The sequence below is a fragment of the Brenneria populi genome (genome assembly GCF_036016195.1).
Classification (GTDB): domain Bacteria; phylum Pseudomonadota; class Gammaproteobacteria; order Enterobacterales; family Enterobacteriaceae; genus Brenneria; species Brenneria populi.
In genome coordinates, this window is sequence record NZ_JAYWTM010000006.1 from 259,246 (window position 1) to 281,968 (window position 22,723).

Here is a 22,723-nt window from a genome sequence, read left to right on the forward strand (position 1 = left end):
TTACATTCTAAATTCATTATTTGTAACGTTGCCTAGTAACTCGTTACTCACAGTTTTAAATAGTTTCGCCAAAGTATTTTGCAGGTAAACTTGAAACTTATCCTGAGCTAGGGTTCTATCAAATACATCTGTTGGTAAGAAACGTTTCATTTCTGCAATGAACGCTTCACTAGACACAATATCAGGAAGTCGTTCGAGAAAGTTTTCCAACATTTTGTTGAAGTGCTCAAGTTTATAATCTGACACCTTGTTTTTAACTAAGTCCATATTGAGTGTCGCGCCTTGTTGCTGTAACCAAGCTAAATCCCATATATCTCGGTGGCGGACATACCTTGTAGTGGCAGGTAAAGAAATGATTTTATCCGCCATGACCTCATCCAAGCTTTCTGTCAGAATTAGCGTATCACTGTATCCATCAGGCAAAAAATCGTAGTTTATTTGAAGAGGTTGCGGCTCTCTTGTATAGGCTGGAATGTTTGCCACTTCTACTTTGATTTTTTGTTTTGGCAGATCTTTTCTCTCAGGAGAAGTCACTACCGCTATTTGCCACTTATCAATGCTCAATTCAGAATATTTAGGATCTTGCTTTAGATCCTTTGGTTCTTTTACTGTCACTTCAAGCCCGTATCGTTCGCCAATGTACTTTTCTATACAATGTTTCATGTCTGCCAACATTGCTGAGCTGAAATCCTTCCCGCCAGCAAAATCCAGATCTTCGCTGAAACGATTGCCTCCATAACAAAGTCGTAACGACGTGCCACCTTGAAAAGTTAGTTTGTCTAGAAGTCCACCTTTCTCTAGCGCAAATAAAATATCGTAGTGTAAGAGCTCTTTCTCTATCACTGAACGCATATGAGATACATTTTCAACCTGCATTGCTTTATTCACCAATAGCGCGAAATTTTCTTGATCAATTTTCATATAGCCCATCCTTGCTTACTAAATGTGTATTTCGGCCAACTCGTTTTAAGTCTCTGTATGCAGTTTGTTTCGTTGCTAACCTAAGTGGTCTGCCGACTAAACTGGTATTTTCTATAATATCGATTGGATCTCGTTTCGTATGCGTAAATTCAATTGTACCCAAAGGTGTTTTGAATTCACCGGAACGCCCCGTTGTCATAACCGTTAAGCGATCTACTGGAATTTGCGAAATAACACCGAAATCAGAAAGTGCAGACTCCAGGCTAATGTAGTTATATTCTCCACGTCGAATAGTTTTAGCAATTTGCTCCAACGTATCGCTGCCTTTCGACTGCGCTAAATTGTATAAATACACACCATTAATGATTCGGGTGAGTAAGCCATCGTCTTGCAAACGTTTAATTCCCGCACGCAATGCTCGTTCATTGTCTTGATGAAAGATTTTCGCCAGATCTGAATTAGTAAAAACACAGCGACCACGCTTGTCATATTCTAAGAGCTTTTTAATTGCCTCAGCCTTTTTCACAATACGCCTCTAGTTATCAAGGATGACACTTAAACATGTCATAAGTGTAGACTTAATTTTCACGGAGCACAAGTGTACAATAATGACGCTAAAAGGTGTCAAATTTGTCAACTTGACTTCTGGAGGTATTAAAAGGACTTGGTTAGTTTACACAGTGATGAATTTTAACACCCAGAGTGTGAAAAAGCGGGTTTATATAAACTAGATGAATTGGGGGAAGCCTGTAAGGCTGCCAGAATGAAAGCTATACCTGAACTAATAGTGCGCAACAACAAGTGGCACCCTAGCAAGGCATCCAATTCTTCAATCTATCTAACCGAGTCCACATAGGACAACTGCATAGACTGGAGCCTCGATTTACATTAACGAGGACTCCTCATGCGAAAACTATCTCCAATTATTCTGGCGCTTGCGCTGTCTCCATTGGTTCAAGCTGAATCTGTGTCTGAAGTGTCGCCCGTTGGCAAAATTGACGGCATGGTTTCTTTGCCGGTCACCGGTATGAAAGCGGTCGAAAGCAATGGCCGTATTGTTTTCATGTCAGACAGTGGCCGGTTCGTCATTGATGGCACGCTCTATGATGCCTGGTCGAAAAAGCCGCTTACCAGCCTTGAAGAAATTCGTGAAGCGGGTAACACGCTGGACTTAAGTCGTCTTGGCTTAAAAATGGATGATTTGAATCCACTGACGCTGGGTGAAGGCAAAAAGAAAGTGGTGGTCTTTGTTGATCCCCGGTGTCCGCATTGCCATGAGCTTTTGAAACAAGCCCTACCGCTAACCAAAGAATACACCTTCCAAATTCTCCCTGTGCCAGTGCTTGGTCCTGATTCAGAGCGTCAGGTTCGCCAGCTTGGCTGTGCGCGTGACAAGAAAGCGGCCACCGATGCATTGCTCAATGGCCGGATTGGTAACCTAGAACAGGATGATGCCTGCAACTTAGAACCAATGCAGCGTACCTTGGTGACGGCTCAAATCCTGGGCATTCAAGGTGTGCCTTTCATCGTCGCCAATGATGGTCGCATCAGTCGAGGCCGTCCTTATGATCTTTCTGCTTGGTTGGAGGGGCGTTAATGAAAGCCTCTCTGTATTCAGGGCAACGCGCTTCAGAGCTCTTGCCAGTATTGGCCTATTCAGACGATGAGCAACTGTTTTTCATGGAAGACCAGAGTGTTGGCTTTGGTTTTCTATGTGACCCATTGCCTGGTGGTGATGAGTCTGTTGCAGACAGGGTTAATGTTCTACTCAACAACGACTGGCCAAAAGACACTTTGCTGCAATTTGGCCTGTACGCCTCGCCTGATATTCAAACCGACCTTCAGCGCATGATGGGCTTACGGCATCGTCAATCCGATCCATTGCTTAGGGCGTCGATACGCAAACGTGCGGATTTCCTCGATGGGGGCACGGTTCAACCGATAGAAGAATCGACCCAGACTCAGGTACGCAACTTTCAACTGATCGTCACCTGCAAATTGCCTTTGGAAAGTCCTATACCGACGGAGCGTGAGTTGAGTCGAGCATCCGCGCTTCGGGCTTCTTTCTCGCAGGCGCTGGCAACAGTTGGTTTTCGCGTCACGGAGATGACTGACCGAAATTGGCTCGCAGCATTAAGTGCGCAGCTTAACTGGGGAAAAGATGCTTCCTGGCGCAATCCATCACCAATCCGCAGTGAGGCTGATAAACCACTTCGAGAGCAAGTGTTGGATTATGACCGAGCTATCAAAGTGGATAGCCAAGGTCTGATGTTGGGTGATTACCGAGTTAAAACCTTATCGTTTAAGCGCTTGCCTGAACGGATCTGGTTTGGTCATGCCGCAAGTTTTGCGGGCGATATGATGACGGGCAGTCGCGGTTTACGCGGAAGCTTTTTGCTGAATGTCACCATTCACTTTCCTTCAGCCGAGGCCATGCGATCTCGTCTAGAGACGAAGCGTCAATGGGCGGTCAATCAGGCCTATGGCCCAATGCTCAAGTTTGTGCCGGTGCTTGCAGCCAAGAAAAAGGGATTTGATGTTCTTTTTGAAGCCTTGCAAGAAGGTGATCGTCCTATTCGGGCAAATATGACTTTGACGCTGTTTTCACCAACGGAAGAAGCGTCGATCAGCTCTGTTTCAAATGCTCGAACCTATTTCAAAGAACTCGGATTTGAACTGATGGAAGATAAGTACTTCTGTTTGCCCATATTCCTGAATGCTTTGCCATTTGGTGCTGATCGCCAGGCGATGAACGACTTGTTTCGATTCAAGACCATGGCGACACGGCATGTGATCCCTCTGTTGCCTTTGTTTGCAGATTGGAAAGGCACGGGCACGCCAGTGATTAACTTTGTTTCCCGCAATGGCCAGATCATGAGTGTGTCCCTTTATGACTCGGGCAGTAATTACAACTGTTGCATCGCGGCGCAATCGGGATCGGGCAAGTCATTCCTGGTGAACGAAATCATCTCCTCCTACTTATCTGAAGGCGGGCAATGCTGGGTAATTGATGTTGGCCGCTCTTATGAAAAGCTCTGTGAAGTCTATGACGGTGAGTTCTTACAGTTCGGGCGGGACAGTGGCATTTGCTTAAATCCGTTTGAAATCGTTGAGGACTATGACGAAGAAGCGGATGTACTGGTTGGGTTATTGGCCGCAATGGCCGCACCTACGCAGTCATTAACGGATTTTCAGATGGCCAACTTAAAACGTCAGACCCGTGAACTGTGGGAGAAAAAAGGTCGTGCCATGTTAGTTGATGATGTGGCAGAGGCCTTGAAAAATCACGAAGACCGACGTGTGCAAGACGTGGGTGAGCAGCTCTATCCGTTTACGACACAGGGCGAATATGGCCGCTTCTTTAATGGCCACAATAATATTCGCTTCAAAAACCGTTTCACCGTTCTGGAGTTAGAAGAGCTCAAGGGGCGTAAGCATCTACAACAAGTGGTGTTGCTTCAGCTTATCTACCAAATCCAACAAGAGATGTACTTAGGTGAGCGTGATCGTCGAAAGATTGTGTTCATCGACGAAGCCTGGGATCTGCTGACTCAAGGTGATGTCGGTAAGTTCATCGAGACGGGTTACCGTCGATTTCGAAAATATGGAGGCAGTGCTGTAACGGTAACGCAGTCGGTCAACGATTTATACGACAGCCCTACAGGTAAAGCCATCGCTGAAAACTCGGCCAATATGTACCTGCTTGGCCAAAAAGCTGAAACCATCAACGCGCTCAAAAAAGAAGGTCGCTTGCCACTAGGTGAAGGCGGTTATGAGTACTTGAAAACGGTTCATACCGTCACGGGTGTCTATTCCGAAATTTTCTTTATTACCGAAATGGGCACCGGGATTGGCCGCCTCATCGTCGATCCGTTTCACAAGCTGTTGTACTCGTCCCGTGCAGAAGATGTAAACGCGATTAAGCAGTTAACGCGCAAAGGCCTTTCTGTTGCTGATGCCATCTCCCAGTTGTTAAAGGAGCGAGGCTATGAATAAGTCCACGCTTTGGCCATTTATGGCCTCTATTACTTTGTCTATTGCTGGTAGCGGTTTAATGACCAGTTGGCTCTTAATGAAAACACTCGAACCCATCCACAGCCAGTTGGCGTTAAGTACGCCCATTGCAGTCGTGGATTTTGGGGAGGCGGTGTTGTCACTGGGCCCCAATGCCAGCGAACAAGACATCGAATCCAGGTTGCTTCAGACCAATCAGCAAATTGAAAAGTTAAAAGCAGCCGGTTTTATCGTGCTGGATGCCCAAGCGGTGGTGGGTGCAGATGATTCTGTATTCGTGCCAGTAGGCTCAAAGGAGGTGTCTCATGCAGATACTCCGTAAAAGAATGCCTTGGCGGCCATATCTCATCCGGTTGACTGTTCTTGCGTTAATCATGGCCTTGGTAGGCACCTACGCCATGATGCGCTACCGAATAGGTATTGATACCCAGCAAGAGCGCTGCCTGCCTGATACCACGATATATCTGATTGACCTATGGAATAAAGAGCCCGTTAAGGATGGTCTGTATGCCTTCCACTCAAAAGGACTCTCTCCGTTATATAACGACGGTACTCGGATGCTGAAACGCCTAACAGGGATGCCAGGGGATGAAGTCAAGGTGACGCCTGAGCATGTGCTGGTGAACGGTGCTGAAGTCTCTACCGGCATGGCATTAGCCCAGCGTCTTGGTGTGGCTGAAATAGAATTTAGCCGCTCATTGACGCTGCAAGAAAACGAATATTGGTTTTCCGGTGAGGCTGCAACGAGTTTTGACTCCCGCTATTGGAATGCCGTTAAGCGCGAGCAGATTGTTGGTCGCGCTTGGCCGCTTTGGTAGGAGGTGGATGATGAGAAAACTATGCCTCTTATTTTTGTTGGTTGCTCCATTGGCTTGGGTTCAAGTGTCCTGGGCACAAGAGCCTTATCCGTTGTCTGCCGAGGACAAAAAGATCGTTGAAATGAGCCGCAGCATTTTACACAGTGCTGTGGATGGTTCATCTGAATTTATCGAGCCTTTTTCACCGATTGAACAACCTGCGTCGTTCAAACACGACGATGAATGGTTGATATTTGCGTCGTCCTCACTGGGGGATTCCTCACTGAAGCAGCTATTTAAAGAGGCCAGTGCTACCGGCGCTATTGTGTTGTTTCGGGGAATTCCTGAAGGAAAGACCTTGGGGGCGGCTATCCGTGATTGGCATACGCTGATGACAGGGCTTGATCCTGTTCCTCAGGTTCGAATCGATCCTAAAGCCTTTGTGCACTGGCGGGTGACTAGCGTGCCTGCCATATTCCGCATAGAGGATGACAAGGTGACTGCAAGTGCACTAGGGGTTTACAGCAAGGACTGGTTGCAACGTCAAATTGAAACAGGCAATACCGGATCATTGGGTCAACGCGGTCCTATTCATTCCATTTTAGAACTGGATTTGATGCAAGTGGCGATGCAGCGCTTACAGTCGATTGACCTGGGCGCATTAAAGAAAAAAGCCATTGAGCGTTTCTGGTCTCGCCAAACATTTACTGAGTTACCCAAAGCCACGCAGTATCGGATAAGAATGGTTGATCCAACCATCGTCATGCAGCGGCCACTATTGGATGCTAATGGCCGAACATTGATCCCAGCAGGAACGCGTATTAACCCGCTAAAAGCCTTGCCGTTTACTCAGCAGCTTGTGGTGTTTAATGCGTCGAACGCTGAAGAAGTGGACGCAGTAGCGCATTGGCTTGAGACGCAAGATAGGACACTGCGCCGCATTACGCTTATCACCACGCAGCTCGACCGTGCCCAAGGCTGGAATCGCCTCAATGCGCTCGAAAAGACATTGGATAGCCCGGTTTACCTTCTCAATGCCTCGCTAAAGCAGCGCTTTGATTTGCAAGTCACCCCATCGTTTGTTCAAGCAAAGGGACTCGCGTTTGAAATAGAAGAAATTCCAGCAAAGGAGCTTGTTCATGAAAAAGCTCAATAATACGTATCGTCTGTTGCGGACTCTCGTTGTCATGTTTGTCCTGGGCGCATCTATTCCTGCTAAAGCCGAACTAACCTGCCCAGACGCGGGTTTATTGTCGGGTAAGTTGCTGACGGATGTTTGCTGGTCATGCATTTTTCCTATCCGGGTTGCAGGTCTTCCACTTGGCTCTGGCAGTGTCCCAAGCGGCGCATCAAACAAGTCATTTTGCTTATGTGAAGACAACTTAGGCGTGCCAAGGCCAGGTATTGTTACCAGCATGTGGGAGCCAGCGCGTCTGATTGAACTGGTCAGAACGCCGGGTTGCTCGCCTTCCCTGGGAGGGATTCGTTTACCGTTAGGTGATAGGCGATTGCAAGGTGGTCATGGCGAGGGTGAATACGATACCGGTGATCTCGCTTTCTACCATTACCATTATTATGCCTTTCCGCTTTTGGTCATGCTCGATTTGTTCATGGATGGCAATTGCAATGCCGATGGTTACATGGACTTTGACTTGATGTATTTGTCGGAATTGGACCCAACATGGCTGAACGATGAACTGGCCTTTTTTACTCAGCCTGAAGCGGCTGCCGTTGCCAATCCATTGGCTATTTCGGCTTGTACCGCTGACGCTGCCTCATCAACGCTTGGTAAACCCATCGACCAATTGTTTTGGTGTGCTGGCAGTTGGGGCCATCTCTATCCCTTATCTGGCCACACCTTAGCCTTTGGCTCATTAGCAGAAAACACCAGCCATTTAGCGGCGCGTGCAATCGCGGCTCAACACAGGCGTGGTCTTGCTAGGCGAACAATGGGGAACAGTGCGCTATGCCGACCTGTTATCGAACCCATGCTGCCGAAATCCCAATACAAGATGAGTATGTTCTTCCCTGTACCGGAAACTGAAAGTGCGCATGTCATCGGTGAAAGCACCATGAAATGGGGAGAGTGGCGAACAATCCCAGGTGCCGGTGAAGATGCGCTCTACATTTTGTGGCGCTGGCAAGACTGCTGTAACTCGGGAGGTTAACTATGAAACCAACACTTTTTACCCGAGTTTTAGCGGGTGTCTTATCAATCACTATGGCGTGCTTGCCCTTACATGGTGTGGCCGCTGATGTGCAGCGCCAATCCGGCTTAAGCGGACAACAAGAAGGTAAGCAATTGCTGCAAAACTGGACGATGCCCGCACTTAACGGCAATACACTGTTGGTGCCGAGTGGCAGTGGTAATGAGTCCATTAACTTGCAAGAGCTATTTCCTGGTATGGATCAAGGCTCATTAGATGTCTTAACGGGCGTTTATGGCTCTGATGCCAGCATGAATCAATTAGGGACGCAGCGCCAAGAGAGCATGGCATCCGAAAGTGGCGCTACGGGTGAGGCGTTTCGCTCGCTACAGCAAATCAAAGACAGGTCTCGGCCAGATATGGTCAATGATCCGCTTTGGGCATTAACTGATGCGGTTCAAACTGACCCCAATCTATTAACCCAAAGCTTCCCCGGCTGTGAGTCTCAAGGTGAAGGCAGCCCAAATTACCAGCAATGTGACAGGCTCAATACAGCGGTTAACAGCTGCACTATCACTCACGATTACACGGCTGGCATCATTGAGCATGTTTCAGGACCGATGAATCTTCGCTCTTGTGGTGAGGGGTGTCTTGAAGTTTGGATAGGACGAATTGGCGACAACTACTGGAGTGGCCGTTGTAAGGTGTTTGAACAGGCCATCACACTCAAAGTCGTGAACCCCGATGCGATTACCTCAGCCGTTCTTGAGTACGCCAAATGGGATGACTACATGCAAGTTTGGCTTGGCGATCAGAAAGTGTGGTCTGGGCCGAACAATAACTTTCCACCAGAAACGGCTGGCCGCTGCGAGCTTAGTACCAGTTGGGAGCGCAATCCTAATACTGACCTCACCGCCAAGCTAAAAGCGGTAGAGCCCGGTTTAGAAGTGCCAGTAAAAATTCGCGTATCGGTAACAGGTAGTGGTGAGGGTTATGCACGCATCAAGGTGCGCTTTGATCCAACCAAGGCAGTGATGAATGATAGTTGGTCGCCACAATCCTGTATCGAACAAGCAGCGGATATCCCGACAAAGTTTTCAGACTACAGCATTCAATGCACGGATCAGCCTTCTTCAACCAACGGATGTACGGTGGTCAATGGTGTTTCAGTTTGTGAATCCTACTTTGCCCCAAGCCCTGTGACTGGCATATCGCCTTTGTGTCGGCGTGTACAAGTCAGTGTGGATGACGAAAGCTATAAGGGGATTGAAAATCAGGCCTGCCAAGTGCTTGAAGCGAATCCTTCCTGTGGCTTCATGTCGTCAGAATGTGCCGAGACCAATGATAAGGGTGAATGCATTCGTTTTACCGATACTTATGACTGTGGATTACAAACCAGCGATCCAAAGTGCGTGGTATCCAATCTTATGCCGAGTAGTTTTGAGGCTTGTGAGCCTACTCAGACGATTACGCCATTTACTGAAACCAAGCATGTACCGGATTACCAGGTGTGCGAGAAGATCAGCACGCTTACTCAGTGTCAGTTAGAGCGACGTGTATCCGCTGAAACCCATCAACAAAGCTGGTCCATTGAGCGCGGTTGCTTTAGCTCTGAAACCATCAGTTTTGTTCCACAGCACAGCACCACCATGCAAACTGGAAACGCGACACTGAGGATTTTTGATAATCAAAATACTGAGATAAAAATCACCGAGTCGCCATCCAAGGCAAATGGTTGGAAAACGACACTCTCACTGACGGGCAATAAGGAAACGGTGACTGAGACGAAACCGTCCATTAAGTACCCTGAAATGACCTGTCCAAAAGGAACCTTGGTTGGCTCATTGTGCAAGGTCGTTAATGGGTCAATTATTTCGTGGCATGAACCTCAGGAAGTCACTCGTTCCAGATGTGAATCCGGCTGGAACAAAGTCGATTTCGATACTTGCAGCCGAGAAGTTCAGAAGTGTTTGGCTCCTGCAAAACTGAGCGCTTCATTGACCTTCTCTGGCAAATACTTAGAGCAAGACGTTGTTCATCAATCAAGTGATCTGGGCATAGACCAATGCTTGATGCAAACGGATCAGTTTACTGCGGTGCAGTGGCAGTGTTTGGATACGGGCACAAAACGAATCGACGGGTTAACGGTTGGTAGTGGCGAGTTGGCCAATCTTGGAAGCCTTTATCCGGCTGTTGTTTCGTCTCCTGCTCATTTAACCAGTCGCGGCAGTTCTGATGGACTGGGGCTCTCATGCTGGAGGGCAAAAGCGACCTACAATGCTTCGACTGCTCATCCAGAGTTCAACATGGGCAGCTCAGATAGCTGGGTAGATGCCAATGGTAATACACAAACCATCGTCAATAACGGACAAAACACGACCACCAATACGTGTTCCGCGCTGGAGCAAAACCCGGCCTGCCAGTATGTCAGAACCGAATGCACTGAAGGCGGGGCTGGTCATGAAGGCTTCTGTTATATCCAAAGTTTGGTGTATGACTGCGGACAAAGCGTTGAAGTGCAAAACGCTCGAATGGAAACTCAATACAACTGTGAGGGGCCAGTTCGCTGTATGGGCACAGATTGTTTAGAGCCAGAGTCAATTAAGCAGGCTAACTTTGCAGAAGCCGCTGCGATGCTTAATGCGGCGCAGTTTATGACCAATGATATGTCATGCACGGGAGCTGATGGCCAAGATAACGTCGAGTGTACTGTTTTTAAAGGTAATGCAGGCCAGTGCAAAAAAGCCGTTGGCGGTATAGTGGATTGCTGTGAAAAGCCAAGTGGCGTGTCGTTATCGGATTACATCACGATGATAGTGGCAGTTAACAAGCTTGATACAGCAGTCATGGCCATGAATCCGTCGTCGGCAATCTATGGTTCGTGGAATACGCTTAGGGAACCGATAACGAGTACCTGGAGTGCGGTTAAAGAGCCTTTTGTGTCTGCATGGGACTCTCTCATAGGGGCTGGGCCATCAACGGCTGCTGGCGCGGGAGCGGAGCAAGCTGCGACTGGCTTCATGCAGGTATTGACCAACAAAACGGCTGAATGGGTAGGTACGACCTTTGGTTCGGGGGCGCAATCGGCACTGTTTAGCAACGTTGGTGGCGCGGTTGGAGCCGATGGTGTCGTTTCGGGCGGTAACTTTGCCTTGGGTGGCGCTGCGGGTGCGGTTCTGAGTACAGTTATGACGGCCTACATGATTTATTCAGTCACTATGATCCTCATTCAACTTATCTGGAAATGTGAGCAGAGTGAGTTTGAAATGAACGCTAAGCGGGTATTGAAGAGTTGCCATTATGTAGGCTCTTACTGCAAGTCTAAGTTCTTAGGTGCCTGTGTTGAGAAACGGCAGTCATATTGCTGCTTTACTTCGCCGCTTTCACGGATCATTCAGGAACAAGTACGTCCGCAATTGGGCCTTGGCTGGGGCAGTGCGAAATCTCCCAACTGTGAAGGATTGACCGCGAGTCAGTTAAACCAGGTGGATTGGAGCCAAGTCAATCTGGATGAATGGATAGGTATCTTGTCGATAACAGGCAACCTACCCGAAATACCATCACTGGATCTTGAGAGACTCACAGGCTCAGGAAGTACGCTAAACGTGGATGGAAACCGTCAAAGTGCCGCAGACAGAGCCATTGAACGGCTAAACGGAATGGATGCCCAGAAACTGCGTCAGGAGGCGACGGAAGAAATTTCGGGGAATAATTGAGCGCACTCTTAGAACAGAAGGCTTTGCGATGCAAAGCCTTCTATATCGATATGAAATAACCATTGAACTTCTGAGAAAACATTACCCAACCTTGGAATTTGTATTCCTTGCGTGCTGAGCTGTACAGTTCTCAATTTACATTTCACGTAAAAAACTTAGACAAATAGGTCTGACTTGTTGACATGTTAGACTTAATTGTCTAAATTGATGGTGTGTTAGTCATATTTGTCTAGAGGTTGGTATGGAAATGGAAGATAAAGCGAAAGTTGCTGGTGCTGTTGGTGGCCTCGGCGGTGTAGGTGGTTCAATTGGTGCCGTATCAGCGGCAGGTTCCGTTGCAGGTTTAAGCGCTGCTGGTGTCACTTCCGGTCTTGCCGCCATAGGTGGTGTAGTTGGTGGTGGAATGGTTGCCGGACTTGCAATTACTGCGGCAGCTCCATTGGCGATTGGTGCTGGAACTTACGGTATATACAAGTGGCTGAAATCATAGGTCTGAAAAATGAAACACGATGAACTAAATGAGCGTTTAAGAACTTTCTTAATTTCAAGCCGAGAAAATGCGGGTTTGTCCCAAAGTGATGTTGCTGCAAGATCTGAAGTTTTTGGAATTGGAAGAACACTGGATCAACGGGCTGTTTCAAGAATTGAAAGTCAACCAATGAATGCTGATGCAATTAAGATTGCTGGGTATCTATCAGCTGTTGGGATTCAGCCAAGCAAGTATTATGAAATTTTAACGGAATACACTTATAAAGAGGATGATTATATTATGTCAGAAGTTGGTGAGCAAACTATCAAAATTAAGGTAGAGGCAGCGAAGTCGCTTATTTCATCAGTGAAAGATAGTATCGATTGCTACAATCATGAATATATCGATTCAATAGGGCTTAAAAGTAAGGTTGAACAGCTTGAGGCTGTAGTAGATGGACTTAATAGAAAGCCTGTAATTGGATGTTTTGGCCATTTTGATGCAGGTAAGTCAACACTGATTAATACTGTTATCAATCAGTCATTGCTCCCGACCAAATACCAACCAGCAACATGTGTTGTTAATCTTCTTATGCACGAATCAGATAAGCCTGAAACAATTTCAGGAAATGTGGCTGTGTTTAAGAAGGGCTTTAAGCCGCATATGGTTCATTCACCATTTGATGTCGAAAAATATTTAATTGAACAAGGTGGTTCAGAAATATTGGATAGATTAGGAGTGCACAATCATGAAGATGATGTATTAAATGAGGCTTATATCGCAATTGTTTTTTCAGATTCCGAGATACTTCGTTCGGTTTGGTTGTTGGATACCCCAGGGGATCTTAACGGTTCAGATGAGTCTGATACTGAGAAGGCTCTCGGTGGTGTAGAACTTGCTGATGGTGTTGTTTTTGTTTCAAATCATACCGGGTTTTTCAAAGATAGTGATTTAGGGTTTGCATCAAATATCATCAGGCAGAGACCACCAGTGGATAAGGAGAAACCACTTGATCATTTAATGTTCATTCAGTCTCATTGTCACTCTGAAATAAGCAGGGATGATGTGGAAGCTGTAGGTCGTGTAACCTTCAAGAGAATTAAAAAGCAACTAGATAATTTAATATTTTCATCATGGATGGAAGATGGATTTATTACGCAATTACCAGAAAGTTCAGAACTAACAGCACGAGTTCAACCATTTTGGCGTGAAAATAATGACTATCGTAGTGATACATTGCGAAAAATCACCGAAATGGCTTCGTCTCTAACTTTGAACCAAGCATCAATAGTAGATAAGTATATTTCTAATATTCTAAAGAATATCGAAAATATGCTATTGAGTGAGATTGATAATCTAAAGAACAAGAAATCGGAGACTTTCGAAAGAATTAAGGAGGTTAACGAGAAGGATGCGCGATTTCGTGAGTTGTCTACTCAGTTGATAAAAGATTTTAACTCCCTCATTGAATCATGTAATAGCCACAAAAAACACGACTTGGATGTTATGAGTACCTATTACAAATACAATACTTCTGTTGAAGGTCTCGAAGAGCTTATCAATGACACCTATTCGGACAAGAAAGAGGCTCAATCTGAGTTAGGCAATTATATTGGTCAGCTTTTGACTACAAAATTAGAAAGCACATTAAAGACTAGTGGTAAAGCCGTATCGACGGAATTAGATTCTTTGTTGTTGAGATGGCAGGAAGCTGCCCCCACCATCTCAACTACAGGAATTGATACCGAAATATCTGGATTGGGTGCAGAGTTTAGTGCATTTAACTCGAGAGCGGCTTTTGTTGGAGGTCTTGCGGGATTAGGAAGTCTTGGAGCTATGGCGTTATATGTATCGACTATAGCAAGTAATTTAGGTGCCTATATTTTAGTTGGAAAGGCAGCTGGAGTATTGGTGTCTTTAGGGTTGGTTGGAAGTGTTACTACAGTAACTTCATTCGTTGCAGCCATCGGTGGCCCTATTACCATAGGTATAGCTCTTGCTGCGGCAATTGGTTACATAATATATCGACTAGCTGGTGGTAGTTGGCAAAAATCACTCGCAAAAAAAGCCGCAGAAGCAATTCGTAAAGAGTCGGTGTTTGATGACATAGAGAGAGCTGTAACTGAGTATTGGAATAGTACATATAAGGCAATCAAAGCAGGTTTGGATGAGCTAATTATCAAAACTGATGAGTATATTGAAAATTTAAAGGCTGATGCGAAAGTTGAATATGATATTGATGAAGTTGATGTATGTGTCTCACTTATCGATGACACGTTATTAATTCTTAAGTCTAGCGACTAACTCTTGATGGGAGGTATTTATGGCTTGGTGGTTCGCCGCTCCTCTTGTTATATGGGGGGCAAAAAAAATATATGATGCTGTTACTGAAGATGATGAGCCATCATATAGCTCAAGTTCAAGTAGTACACTATCTTCTGCGAAGTCTACTCGTACAAAGTTAAGGAAAAAACTCATACGAGAAGCAATACTTGAGAATAGGAAGTCGCTAATATCAAAGGCTTTTAGTGATAGAGAGTCTGAACTTGTTAAGTTGGATGGCTCAAGTAAAGCCGATGCGATCTTAGACGTTTCCGGTTTTAATGCGGCTTTAGGTAATTTGTCTAGCACTGTAAGGTTGTTAAATCCTACTTATAGTGAGAGTTTTGGGGAAGTTGATGGTTCGTTGTTGGTTTTCACAGATTTAAACTCGGAGGTCAACAATGTTGCAAAAAAAGCTGACGATGAATATGGTTCAATGGCGGGCATTGATCACTACAATGAATACGATAGATCCATAGATCCATTCGTAGCTAAGTTGCAAAGTGAGATTTCAAGATAAATACAGTTTAATTAGTGGAAATCTAAAATAGGGGCATACTGCCCCTATTATTATCTATTTTATATGGTGGTTTTTATTGCCTTGTAAGGCTTTAATTCGATTGTCTCGTGTAATTTCCCATTCATCAACAGGGTCCATTCTTGACCAAGCTTCAAATAGTTGAGTTTGTTGCCTGCTTAGTCTTAGGCCGTATTGATCACGCATGTAGAAATAAATTCTAGCAATATCACCCTGACGGTTAGCTGGTGGTTCTGCTCGGCGGTCTTTAAAATCAACTTCGAAATCACATTGACCGTAGGCTCTTGGTTCATTCGGAATCATGCCAAATCGAAAATTTGATCTATCCCCATTGAGCTCTCCTACTGATGGTACAAGGTTATGGAGATCCGACACCATTTTAGAAAACTCAGGATCATTCTTTTCACAGTTCCGACGACCACCATTTTGCCAGCATTGGCGTTGATGGCCAATTTCCCAAGCTGAGACTACGTGCTCCCACTCTAAGCGTTCACCTCGTTTCGGTTGCTTCCTTGGTTCATATCCGCAAGATGTAGCATCAATTGCACCATCATTGTTATAGCTACATCCACAGTAAAACGTTCTCTGGTTGTCTTGGTAAATTTCTCGGGCAAATCGTTTTGCCTGACTGAACGATGTGGGGTGTTCTGCAATTGCAGGTATAGCGAACAACGCTATAAAGAAAGTAACGAAAAAATTAGTTCTATTCATGTAGCTTGGCCAAAAATGACAGTTAAATTCATTTTAATGATTTTGATAGAAAATACAGCAAGATGAAGAGCCCCTTCGAGAGGGGCTGGTTGATGGGAGCCTAGTTGGCTAGTTGGCGGGGGTATCTGTTTCCTCTTCAGTGATATCGTCATCGGTTAAAGGCACCGCTTGTTCAACCTCTGCTTCTTTACCCTTAGCTTGGGCTGATTTTCGTGCTCGAATTTCGATATCAATAATGCGTCGTGCAAGTTTGATAATGCGCTGTTGCCATGCGTAGTTACCATCAACACGTTGCTTGTTGCTAAGCACGCTTGATAACCAGAGTGTGTCCATTGAGATCATCAACGCATCGAGTTTGCGAACTAAGCCGACAAACTGGCCAACCTGAGGCGAGCTGATTTTAGCGTTAAAGGTAATCGGGTCGGTGTATTCAGGTACTTCATCGATGCCGTTGGACTCCATCAATTTGTCCAAACGAGCTTGTTCGTTGTCTACCGCCTTAGCGCAATCCTCGATCAACTGGCTAATGATTTGTTCCACTTCATCAATTTCGTTCTCATCGCCAATGATGCGCAAGATGACATCGATTCCATAAAGCGCACTGACCGTCCGTCTAAAAACACGGTCAACGACACGTTGCGCCTGTAAGCTGTTAATTGTGAATGATTGTTCAAAGATGGGTTTTGAGTAATTGGGTTTTGCTTGGGCCATAAGTTTGCTCCTGATATGACAATAATCAGTCCCTAGCCTAATCCTCTGTGAGGTAATGGCCTTTCAGCTAGGTGGAAGAATTGAGCATCTTTCTGACTATCCTGTCTGGATAAGACGGTTACACTGACTATCAAATATTGCTGATCTGTTTCAGTGATATCTGCGCCTGAGAGCATGAGCTCAAAGGAAGCCCGCCGCTGAGTTTTCTCAGTGGCACTAAGAGGTAGCTAGCCTCCTTAAACAAATAGCCTGCATGTTTCTACATGCTCAACCATGCGTTCCTTACGGTTCGCCTTTTCACCACCCAACTGGGGGAGTTTTCCCCAGTTGGGGGTGACTCCTTCAAAACCAAATTAAGGAGTCACCAATGGAATATATCTTCGGGTTTATTATCCAAATCGCAGGCATTATGTTGCTTGCAAAACTGAGCTGGTCGCTTTTGCGATTGCTTGCTCGTCAATGCGTGCGCCCGTTTCGATTTGTACTTACTCAAATCAAGCGATTGCTCACACCCACACCAAAACGTCGTCCAATGGCAGTGCCTAAAGCTCCTGGTATGCCCCGTTTGACATCTGCGTTTTACAAAGAGCCACATCAGTACGACATGGCTTTACTCGAAATACCAACCTATCTGCGTCGTCAGTCTTCTTTGCCCAGCCGGGTAGAAGCGACTGTGTGCACAGAGTTCAACTAAGACGAGGAGAACATCATGAAAAACCAAGTAACACTCATAGGCTACGTTGGCGCTGAGCCAGAGACGCGAGCCTATCCATCAGGTGATTTGGTGACCAGCATTTCGCTGGCCACTTCTGAGAAATGGCGCGACCGTCAATCCAATGAGCTCAAAGAGCATACGGAATGGCATCGGGTTGTTTTTCGAGATCGTGGTGGATTTAAGTTAGGGCTAAGAGCAAAAGATTTGATCCAAAAAGGAGCGAAGCTTTTTGTTCAAGGGCCTCAGCGCACGCGATCATGGGAGAAAGATGGCACTAAGCATCGATTGACCGAAGTGGACGCGGACGAGTTTCTGCTTCTTGATAGTGTGAACAAAGCATCTGAGCCATCAGCGACGGATGATGCAGGCTCCCAAACTAATTGGGCACAAACTTATCCTGAACCAGATTTTTAACCGAGCAAAAACGCTTTAACCCAGCCGGGAGTACTTTCCCGTCAGGGTCAGACTCCCACTTTGATTGTCGGAGTCCACAATGGAAAAACCAAAGCTAATCCAACGCTTTGCTGAGCGCTTTAGTGTAGATCCAAACAAGTTGTTCGATACCCTAAAAGCAACAGCATTCAAGCAACGTGACGGTAGTGCACCGACCAATGAGCAGATGATGGCGCTCTTGGTGGTTGCAGATCAGTACGGCTTGAACCCTTTCACCAAAGAGATTTTTGCGTTCCCTGATAAACAAGCTGGAATTATTCCAGTGGTAGGTGTCGATGGATGGTCTCGCATCATCAATCAACACGACCAGTTTGATGGCATGGAGTTTAAGACTTCAGAAAACAAAGTCTCACTGGATGGCGCGAAAGAATGCCCTGAATGGATGGAATGCATCATCTATCGGCGCGACCGTTCGCACCCAGTCAAAATCACTGAGTATCTGGATGAAGTCTATCGACCGCCTTTTGAAGGTAACGGCAAAAATGGCCCTTACCGTGTGGATGGTCCATGGCAGACGCACACTAAGCGAATGCTAAGACATAAATCCATGATCCAGTGTTCCCGCATTGCGTTTGGCTTTGTGGGAATTTTCGATCAAGACGAAGCGGAGCGAATTATCGAAGGCCAAGCAACACACGTTGTTGAGCCATCGGTGATTCCACCCGAGCAAGTTGATGATCGAACCCGAGGGCTTGTTTACAAGCTTATCGAGCGGGCGGAAGCTTCAAACGCTTGGAATAGTGCATTGGAATATGCCAATGAACATTTTCAAGGTGTTGAACTGACGTTTGCGAAACAAGAAATATTTAATGCACAGCAACAAGCAGCCAAAGCGCTCACACAGCCTTTAGCTTCTTAGAGCCACGCATTCATTTTACTAACCCTGGCGGGATTATTCTCCCGTCAGGGGGAAGGTCTCGTCTTTTTTTGGAGATCTTCCATGACTAAATCAGCCTCACTTTTTCGCTTGGTATTGGTTGTTGCCCTTGTCGTAGGTTCGATTCAAGCCGGTAAAACGGCAATTGATTCGCTTCATGCAAGTGTTGTTCAGCACCAAACAGCGTTAGCACAAGCTGCAAAGTAACCACTTAACCCTGAAGGGGAGTTCTCTCCTTCGGGGGAGTCTCCCTTCAAAGGAGGCAATATGAAGGTTATCGACCTATCACAACGTACTCCTGCATGGCACCAGTGGCGCATTGCAGGGGTTACGGCATCTGAAGCCCCAATTATTATGGGGCGTTCACCCTACAAAACACCTTGGCGATTATGGGCAGAAAAAACCGGATTCGTATTACCGGAAGACCTGTCGAATAATCCAAATGTGCTTCGCGGTATACGGTTGGAGCCCCAAGCAAGGCGAGCATTTGAGAATGCGCATAATGACTTTCTTCTGCCGTTATGTGCAGAAGCCGATCATAACGCAATCTTTCGAGCCAGCTTTGATGGCATCAACGATGCGGGCGAACCCGTTGAACTGAAATGTCCTTGCCAGTCAGTTTTTGAGGATGTGCAAGCTCACCGAGAACAAAGCGAGGCGTACCAGTTGTATTGGGTACAAGTACAGCATCAAATACTGGTCGCCAATAGTACGCGTGGTTGGTTGGTATTCTATTTTGAGGATCAACTGATTGAGTTTGAAATACAACGAGACGCGGCGTTCTTAACTGAGTTGCAAGAAACAGCGCTTCAGTTTTGGGAGTTAGTACAGACCAAAAAAGAACCGTCAAAATGCCCTGAGCAAGATTGTTTTGTTCCTAAGGGTGAAGCCCAATACCGTTGGACATCGCTGTCTCGACAGTATTGCTCAGCACATGCTGAAGTTGTCCGACTGGAAAATCACATTAAATCTTTGAAAGAGGAAATGCGAGACGCTCAGTCAAAATTGGTCGCCATGATGGGTAACTACGCTCATGCGGATTATGCTGGGGTCAAACTCAGCCGCTACATGATGGCGGGCACGGTGGACTATAAGCAATTGGCCACCGATAAGTTAGGCGAGCTGGATGAAAAGGTTTTAGCCGCTTACCGAAAAACGCCACAAGAGCGGTTGCGCATCAGCACCAATAAGCCAGATCAGCCCGTTGAAACACCAATCAAAATCAGCCTTGAGCAAGAGAACTTGGTTCTGCCAGGTGACTCGCCGAGCTCATTTTATTTTTAACGTTCACTTGGAGCCGATTTCGGCTCCTTTCTCATGCGCTTACATCGAGTGCATCAGAAAGCAGTTTCACTCGAAGCCAATGCTGGGTACGAATGATAGAGCGAGCTGAACTCTTACATACACAGCCATACCACAATCAACACACCACCCGACGGGGACTTCATTCCCTGTTGGGGCATGGGGCCTCGTCAAAACTGATGAGGTTTACCATGACTGAACAATCCCCATTTTTGGTTCAAGTGAATCAAGCGTTTAATGTCCCGGCTCCTGATGCTTTCGTTCTGGAAGGATTTAGTGCCGACACTGCCCATCCAAACATTCCCGTTCGCAAGGACGAGTATGTTTTTAGAAAAGAAGACTTACGTGATGTATTGGCGTTCTTGTCTCACCCAGACGGTGACGGTTTGTATATTACAGGCCCCACGGGATGCGGTAAGACCTCGCTAATTTGCCAAGTTGCTTCTCGATTGAATTGGCCTGTTCAGCAAATTACTGCGCACGGTCGATTGGAGTTGTCCGATCTTATCGGTCACCACACGCTGGTTAATGGCAACATGACCTTTGTATATGGACCGCTGGCACTGGCTGTCAAGCATGGCCATTTGCTGATCATTAATGAAATGGATCTTGCTGAGCCTGCTGAACTGGCTGGGCTCAATGACATTTTGGAAGGTGCCCCGTTGGTCATTGCACAAAATGGCGGAGAGATCATCATGCCACATACCAAGTTTCGTTTTATCGCAACCGGCAACAGTACGGGCAGCGGTGACCAAACGGGCTTGTATCAAGGTGTGCTCCAACAGAATTTGGCTTTTCTTGATCGCTTTAGAATCATCGAAGCGACCTATGCAGAGCCTTCTGTAGAGGAAGCCATTCTGGAGAACGTTGCGCCTGGCTTGCCAGAAGTCTTTCGCCAAAAAATGGTGAAGGTGGCTGGTGACATTCGTCGTCTTTTTATTGGGGGAGCGGATGGCGGTGCTGAGCTTAGTATCACCATGTCTACTCGGACCTTAGTGCGCTGGGCAAAGTTAACACTTGCTTTTAAAGGCGCTCCTAACGCAGTGGAATATGCACTGGTTCGGTCTTTGACGGCTCGTGCTGAGTTGGAGCAACGAGAAGCCATTCACCGTATTGCCGCTGATGTCTTCGGTGACCATTGGGAGGATTGATGATGGAAAAGTGCTTTGCTCTTTACCGTTACAGTCATTCTGATGGGACAGCCAAAGAATGGGCCATTTACGTTGGATCAGATAACCAGGAGATTGAAGTTCGGTTTGGAAAAGCAGGTCAATTGTCGCAGCAGCGATTGATTGACTCGACTGATCCTAACGCAGAAGCAGACCGAAGAATCAATGAGAAAATCAACAAGGGTTATCGATTTGTTGGACAAGTCGGCATTGATCATCAAGGGCGGCCATTTGAACTATCAAATGCGCTTGATAGCGTCGCGTGCGCCAATAACGTCAGTTGGGAGTTTCGTACTCGCAAGGACGTCAATGGCCAAATCTCGCTGGCGCAAAAAGCGTTGTTCGATATGGCAAAGCTGCTTGAAGCCTATGGCTTGGCTGTTATTGATGATAACCAAGTCAGGATTGGAGAATGGTCATTAGGGTTTTGCAAAAGCGGATTACCTAGTACCAATCAAATCAGCATGGTGTCAGGTGAAGGCGCTGGCATTGTTAACACTGATGATGGCCCGTGGCCATTGTTGCTGTTACTGGCTTTTAAGCGTCAATTACCACCACTGTGTTCGCTCACAGTAGCGAGTCCTGAAGGGATAGAAGTATCCGACCAACTGAAGTTGGAAAAAGATGTATTGCGGTTGCTAGGCAGTGATTTAGAGCGGGTTCGCCCGATAGCTGAAGCACTGGACTTAATGCCTGTGAAAATCGATCTCAACCAATCGTCGCCTGATTCGCAAAATTACTATTTCTGATAGTGGTATTGCCATTAGCGCGTCAACTACTACCACCCAAACGGGGGCCATTGCTCCTGTTGGGAGTGGTGCGTCCCCATCTCACATGAGGATGCACTATGAGTATTCAAACCCTCGACAAACTGTTGATTTGTCACATCGACTGTTCCATCTGGAGCGGTAGAAAAAAGCTAAGGCCTGAAGATTTCAGATTAGCCAATGGCAGCCAACTTCCACCGAAGGATGTTGCCAGCTTAGGGAGTAAAAAAATTTGCGACCCAGAGGCATTGGCGAACTTTGAAAGGCTTAAGAAAGAAGCGCAGCGCTTGTGTGAGCAAGTCGGTGTGCGGTTTTTAGGTGGCTATGCCGTCCCTGAAGACCGAATTGATCAGATTGTTCCAGAGCTTGACCGGATCGGTCAGGAGTTTGCGCAGTGTAAGCAGTTGTTCTTGGACAACTATGATCAGGTGACGTTTGACTGGGTTGCGAAACACCCGGAATTTGCAGATGCAATCCGACGTGCATTATCGCCCATCGAAGACGTGGAACAACGGCTTCAGTTCGATTATGCCATCTATCGAATGCAACCGGCTGAACAAGCTGGAGGCTTAGATGACAAGGTCAATGGTATGGGACACACCCTCTTTAGGGAGGTGGCTCGTGATGCCAATGAACTGTTTGAGCGTTCCGTTGCAGGCAAGAATCAAATCAGTCAGCGAGCCCTTAACCCTCTCAAACGGTTAAGAGACAAGTTGGATGGTTTGTCATTCCTGGATCATCGAGTTCAGCCGATGGTCGAAGCGATGGACAATTTATTTGTTCGTCTGCCGAAGACCGGCCCTGTGACAGACAATCTCTATCACGAACTGATGGCGACCATTTTAATTTTGTCTGATCCAGACAAGATGAGAATGCACGGTGAAGGTCAATTGGATATCAGACAACTGATGCCCAAACCTGAACCTAAACCCGCACAGCCGGTATCTGCTCAGGCAGATAACTTACGTGCAATACCACAACCAACCGTCAGACCAAACCTTGGTTCGACTGTTCCAAACTCATTTTATTTCTAACGTCCTTGAGGGCATGTTGCCCTTAAGGGCGCATGTCCTCTGAACTATGTAAGAGGAAAT

Annotated in this window: 22 protein-coding genes; 18 read left to right on the top strand and 4 right to left on the bottom strand. The window is 46.4% G+C overall.

The window, feature by feature from the left end; all coding sequences use genetic code 11:
* Both VSX58_RS08635 and abiEi read right to left on the bottom strand, forming a co-directional pair.
* The gene (locus VSX58_RS08635) at positions 1–921 is read right to left on the bottom strand and encodes a nucleotidyl transferase AbiEii/AbiGii toxin family protein (protein ID WP_193021829.1); all 921 of its coding nucleotides are present in this window, start codon (positions 919–921) and stop codon (positions 1–3) included.
* Entirely contained in the window at positions 911–1,447 is a 537-nt protein-coding gene (gene abiEi, locus VSX58_RS08640; RefSeq protein WP_127693169.1) for a type IV toxin-antitoxin system AbiEi family antitoxin, read from the bottom strand. The genes VSX58_RS08635 and abiEi overlap by 11 nt, the downstream gene beginning before the upstream one ends.
* A gap of 378 nt (positions 1,448–1,825) precedes the next feature.
* Here abiEi and VSX58_RS08645 point away from each other — a divergent pair, with 378 nt between their 5' ends.
* From VSX58_RS08645 to VSX58_RS08690, 10 genes are all read left to right on the top strand, one after another.
* Positions 1,826–2,518 carry a DsbC family protein gene (locus VSX58_RS08645; protein WP_001228926.1) on the top strand — a complete coding sequence of 231 codons (693 nt, stop codon included), beginning with the start codon at positions 1,826–1,828 and terminating at the stop codon, positions 2,516–2,518.
* Positions 2,518–4,917, top strand: coding sequence for a type IV secretion system protein TraC (gene traC / locus VSX58_RS08650; protein WP_024008831.1), 2,400 nt, complete (start codon positions 2,518–2,520; stop codon positions 4,915–4,917). Before VSX58_RS08645 ends, traC begins: the two co-directional genes overlap by 1 nt.
* Positions 4,910–5,257, top strand: a complete 348-nt coding sequence (locus tag VSX58_RS08655) for a hypothetical protein (protein WP_004249366.1) — start codon at positions 4,910–4,912, stop codon at positions 5,255–5,257. Before traC ends, VSX58_RS08655 begins: the two co-directional genes overlap by 8 nt.
* Positions 5,241–5,753, top strand: a complete 513-nt coding sequence (locus VSX58_RS08660; RefSeq protein WP_172665238.1) for a S26 family signal peptidase — start codon at positions 5,241–5,243, stop codon at positions 5,751–5,753. The genes VSX58_RS08655 and VSX58_RS08660 overlap by 17 nt, the downstream gene beginning before the upstream one ends.
* A gap of 7 nt (positions 5,754–5,760) precedes the next feature.
* Positions 5,761–6,888, top strand: a complete 1,128-nt coding sequence (locus VSX58_RS08665) for a TrbC family F-type conjugative pilus assembly protein (protein ID WP_327617719.1) — start codon at positions 5,761–5,763, stop codon at positions 6,886–6,888.
* Positions 6,872–7,900, top strand: coding sequence for a TraU family protein (locus VSX58_RS08670; protein WP_004249369.1), 1,029 nt, complete (start codon positions 6,872–6,874; stop codon positions 7,898–7,900). Before VSX58_RS08665 ends, VSX58_RS08670 begins: the two co-directional genes overlap by 17 nt.
* A 2-nt stretch (positions 7,901–7,902) precedes the next feature.
* Positions 7,903–11,595 (top strand): conjugal transfer protein TraN, encoded by a 3,693-nt coding sequence (traN, locus tag VSX58_RS08675; RefSeq protein WP_327617720.1) that lies wholly within the window; start codon positions 7,903–7,905, stop codon positions 11,593–11,595.
* Between the two features lie 241 nt (positions 11,596–11,836).
* Complete coding sequence (locus VSX58_RS08680) at positions 11,837–12,085, top strand: hypothetical protein (protein WP_011788505.1); 249 nt, start codon at positions 11,837–11,839, stop codon at positions 12,083–12,085.
* Between the two features lie 9 nt (positions 12,086–12,094).
* A complete protein-coding gene (locus VSX58_RS08685) occupies positions 12,095–14,368 on the top strand; it encodes a dynamin family protein (protein WP_327617721.1) in 2,274 nt (757 codons plus the stop codon).
* A 19-nt stretch (positions 14,369–14,387) separates the two neighbouring features.
* Positions 14,388–14,906 (top strand): hypothetical protein, encoded by a 519-nt coding sequence (locus VSX58_RS08690; protein WP_193239989.1) that lies wholly within the window; start codon positions 14,388–14,390, stop codon positions 14,904–14,906.
* A 54-nt stretch (positions 14,907–14,960) separates the two neighbouring features.
* Here the strand turns inward: VSX58_RS08690 and VSX58_RS08695 are convergent, their stop codons facing one another.
* Positions 14,961–15,635 carry an endonuclease gene (locus VSX58_RS08695; protein WP_327617722.1) on the bottom strand — a complete coding sequence of 225 codons (675 nt, stop codon included), beginning with the start codon at positions 15,633–15,635 and terminating at the stop codon, positions 14,961–14,963.
* A gap of 108 nt (positions 15,636–15,743) precedes the next feature.
* A complete protein-coding gene (locus tag VSX58_RS08700; protein ID WP_327617724.1) occupies positions 15,744–16,346 on the bottom strand; it encodes a hypothetical protein in 603 nt (200 codons plus the stop codon).
* A 367-nt stretch (positions 16,347–16,713) separates the two neighbouring features.
* Here VSX58_RS08700 and VSX58_RS08705 point away from each other — a divergent pair, with 367 nt between their 5' ends.
* The 8 genes from VSX58_RS08705 (at position 16,714) to VSX58_RS08740 (ending at position 22,663) form a co-directional block, all read left to right on the top strand.
* A complete protein-coding gene (locus tag VSX58_RS08705) occupies positions 16,714–17,040 on the top strand; it encodes a plasmid-related protein (RefSeq protein ID WP_088585952.1) in 327 nt (108 codons plus the stop codon).
* Positions 17,041–17,055: 15 nt separating this feature from the next.
* Entirely contained in the window at positions 17,056–17,475 is a 420-nt protein-coding gene (locus VSX58_RS08710; RefSeq protein ID WP_285438280.1) for a single-stranded DNA-binding protein, read from the top strand.
* Positions 17,476–17,554: 79 nt separating this feature from the next.
* Positions 17,555–18,373: a phage recombination protein Bet gene (gene bet / locus VSX58_RS08715; RefSeq protein WP_000414662.1), complete on the top strand. Its 819-nt coding sequence runs from the start codon at positions 17,555–17,557 to the stop codon at positions 18,371–18,373.
* Between the two features lie 81 nt (positions 18,374–18,454).
* Positions 18,455–18,598, top strand: coding sequence for a hypothetical protein (locus tag VSX58_RS08720; protein ID WP_285438279.1), 144 nt, complete (start codon positions 18,455–18,457; stop codon positions 18,596–18,598).
* A gap of 60 nt (positions 18,599–18,658) precedes the next feature.
* On the top strand, positions 18,659–19,675 hold the full coding sequence (locus tag VSX58_RS08725) for a YqaJ viral recombinase family nuclease (protein WP_327617725.1): 1,017 nt from the start codon (positions 18,659–18,661) through the stop codon (positions 19,673–19,675).
* A 209-nt stretch (positions 19,676–19,884) separates the two neighbouring features.
* The gene (locus VSX58_RS08730) at positions 19,885–20,844 is read left to right on the top strand and encodes an AAA family ATPase (protein WP_327617726.1); all 960 of its coding nucleotides are present in this window, start codon (positions 19,885–19,887) and stop codon (positions 20,842–20,844) included.
* Positions 20,844–21,611, top strand: a complete 768-nt coding sequence (locus tag VSX58_RS08735; protein ID WP_327617728.1) for a hypothetical protein — start codon at positions 20,844–20,846, stop codon at positions 21,609–21,611. The genes VSX58_RS08730 and VSX58_RS08735 overlap by 1 nt, the downstream gene beginning before the upstream one ends.
* Before the next feature lie 98 nt (positions 21,612–21,709).
* A complete protein-coding gene (locus VSX58_RS08740; protein ID WP_000027441.1) occupies positions 21,710–22,663 on the top strand; it encodes a DUF3150 domain-containing protein in 954 nt (317 codons plus the stop codon).
* The last annotated feature ends 60 nt before the right edge of the window (positions 22,664–22,723 follow it).